Raw genomic sequence first — 2,445 nt, 5'->3', positions numbered from 1 at the left:
GGCTGACAAAAATACATCCCAAATCTAAACGCGCCAGATTTTCAAGTGCTCTGAGCGAACTATGCCCTTTCATGATCCCATAAAGCAAAATTCCCATCATTGAACGAGGAGAATACGGCGCTCTACCTGTTGAAGAATAACAGCGTTCGAAAGGTACCCAGTCTTGTTCATCCAAAATCTCTGTGACAATAAATGCCCTACGTTCACCAATTTGCTTGAGATAATCGCAAAGGGAAACAGAACCCTCCAAGATAGGTAGATTTTGCGCTTTGACAAACTTACGTTTGGTGTGAGAAGGCGATTCCAGTTTGCGAGTAAATACGGTCATAAAAGATCTGCGTTTAAAACGAATAAAGCAAATTTTAATCGATAACATGAGCTTTTGCGACAGCCTCAACTGGCCGGGGCGCTATCCCGTTTCCTTACTCATGCGCAGAACGTCAGGCAGGTCTGCATCGCTGCCGCTGAGGTGGACATCATGATTGGCCAGCTGCGCGCTAACGGCATGGGGGCAATAATGGAGGATGAAAAAATCCGCAGACTGCAACGCCTGGCACAGCGCCTGCTGGCGGAAAATCTGCCGGAGACCGAGGATATTGCCTTTGCGCCTGACCGCCTTATCAACGAGGCGCTGGATGCCGGCGAGCAGGCGTTGGCCCTCTATAAGCGGGGTCACAGCACCGCCGCCGACAAGCGTCTGGCTGCCCGGTTTATCCGTAAGGCGGTCGGGCATTTCTGGCATGCAGCCCAGCATTGCATCCGCGAGGCACAATACGCAGAGGGGAGGCATCAGCAAAGCGCCACCCACCGGACCGCTTCAACGGAGGCGTCATGAGGCCAGCTTACTACAACGAAATTGACCCTTATGCGGCACAGTGGCTGCGAAACCTGATTGCCGCCGGTCATATTGCAACCGGCGATGTTGATGAACCCTCCATTGAGGATGTGAAACCCGATGACTTGCGAGACTACACGCAGTGCCATTTCTTCGCCGGTATCGGCGTCTGGTCGTATGCCCTGCGTAACGCAGGCTGGCCGGACGACAGGCCCGTATGGACAGGCTCCTGCCCCTGCCAGCCTTTCAGCGCGGCAGGCAAAGGCGGCGGGTTTGATGACGAGCGGCACCTGTGGCCCACGCTCTATTGGCTCATCAGCCAGTGCCGCCCTGAGTGCGTGTTTGGCGAACAGGTTGCAGGCAGCCATGCAAACCTCTGGTTCGACCTTGTACAGGCTGACCTGGAAGCCATGGACTACGCCTTTGGGTGTGTGCCGTTTCCGTCTGCGGGCGTCGGTGCCCCGCACATCCGCGACCGGGCGTACTGGGTGGCCTACGCCGACCACGCGGGACTGGAAAGACGGTTACGAATGCCTGAACGTTCCCCTGAATGCATTGCTGGGGCGCGTAGTGTGGCTGACAACCCCAGTGCGGTTAACGGCTTCTGGCGAGAGGCTGACTGGCTGCGGTGCCGGGATGAAAAGTGGCGGCCAGTTGAACCCGGCGCATTCCCGCTGGTTGATGGGGCTGCCGCCAGAGTGGGACGCCTGCGCGCCTATGGTAACGCCCTCAATGCAGAAGCGGCAAAAGCCTTTATCGCGGCAGCAGGTCTTTCAATGACGACGATCAGGAGCAGGGCATAATGCAGCGAACACAACTTATCCGGTTAATCCATATCGCCCGGCGCGATTTGCAGCTTGACGACGAAACTTACCGCGCGGCGCTTGGGAAGGTGTGTCGCACAAAAACCAGCTGCCGGGATATGACCGTACCCGAGCTGGTCAGGGTGCTGGATGCGTTTAAGAAAAAGGGCTTTAAGGTGCGTTCAAAGCCCGTTTTACGAGGCGTTAAACCCGCTTCACCGGTCGCCAAAATCCTCGTCATCTGGCAGACCCTGCACCGTCAGGGGTTTGTGCAGTCGGGCGATGAAGCGGCACTGAATGCCTGGATAAGGCGTACCACGGCCAGGGAGAACGGCGGCCTGGGGGTGGCGCAGCTGGCCTGGCTCAATCAGGATAGTGCGCTGGCGGTCAAGGTGCTTGAAAAAGCGTGTTGCTTAATAGTGAAATAAGGGTGTTTCGGTGATTGAAGTAAATTTTACGCTGTTCTGAGATGGAAATTCCAAAGACCTGCGCTAAGGAGTAAGAAGGTATCATCAATAAAGGGTCTACGATTCCGTAAAATTTGGGTCATGCAACCGAGGCGCTTGATACCCGCGATGGCGTGTTCAACTGTAATACGGATGCCCGAGATTATTTTATTTTCTTGTTTTTGTTCAGGCGATAAAGGTCTTTTTCGAGTTCCTTTTTTTGGGATTTGTGTATTAGGATGCTGTTTATCTATACCTTGAAAACCGGTATCTGCCCAGATGGTTACCTCAGGAGGAATATGGCGAATTATATCGACTTTATCGAGTAAGCGTTTATCGTGACGGCGCCCATTTTTGCTCA

General features: G+C 54.3%; 5 protein-coding genes. 3 read left to right on the top strand and 2 right to left on the bottom strand.

Annotated elements, in window-relative coordinates; genetic code table 11:
- Window positions 1-376, bottom strand: a 376-nt coding sequence (locus tag CBG25_RS19020) for a hypothetical protein (protein WP_290603693.1), incomplete at its 3' end; no start/stop codon positions are given.
- Between the two features lie 6 nt (window positions 377-382).
- Here CBG25_RS19020 and CBG25_RS19015 point away from each other — a divergent pair.
- From CBG25_RS19015 to CBG25_RS19005, 3 genes are read left to right on the top strand one after another with little or no spacing between them, the layout of a single operon-like run.
- On the top strand, window positions 383-835 hold the full coding sequence (locus CBG25_RS19015) for a hypothetical protein (RefSeq protein WP_290608617.1): 453 nt from the start codon (window positions 383-385) through the stop codon (window positions 833-835).
- Window positions 832-1,638, top strand: coding sequence for a DNA cytosine methyltransferase (locus tag CBG25_RS19010; RefSeq protein WP_290608615.1), 807 nt, complete (start codon window positions 832-834; stop codon window positions 1,636-1,638). Before CBG25_RS19015 ends, CBG25_RS19010 begins: the two co-directional genes overlap by 4 nt.
- On the top strand, window positions 1,638-2,066 hold the full coding sequence (locus CBG25_RS19005) for a regulatory protein GemA (RefSeq protein ID WP_290608613.1): 429 nt from the start codon (window positions 1,638-1,640) through the stop codon (window positions 2,064-2,066). Before CBG25_RS19010 ends, CBG25_RS19005 begins: the two co-directional genes overlap by 1 nt.
- Before the next feature lie 26 nt (window positions 2,067-2,092).
- Here CBG25_RS19005 and CBG25_RS19000 read toward each other — a convergent pair.
- Window positions 2,093-2,445 (bottom strand): transposase family protein (locus CBG25_RS19000; RefSeq protein WP_290603898.1); only part of this gene is annotated, 353 nt, incomplete at its 5' end.

The sequence above is a fragment of the Arsenophonus sp. ENCA genome, assembly GCF_002287155.1.
GTDB lineage: Bacteria > Pseudomonadota > Gammaproteobacteria > Enterobacterales > Enterobacteriaceae > Arsenophonus > Arsenophonus nilaparvatae.
Note: the sequence above shows the minus strand (reverse complement) of the source record. Positions and strands in the feature narration are given on the sequence as shown.

What these genes read in the sequence shown, in the direction of transcription:
- CBG25_RS19010 (WP_290608615.1), top strand. Translation starts at nt 832, where the DNA reads ATGAGGCCAGCTTACTACAACGAAATTGACCCTTATGCGGCACAGTGG.
- CBG25_RS19005 (WP_290608613.1), top strand. Translation starts at nt 1,638, where the DNA reads ATGCAGCGAACACAACTTATCCGGTTAATCCATATCGCCCGGCGCGAT.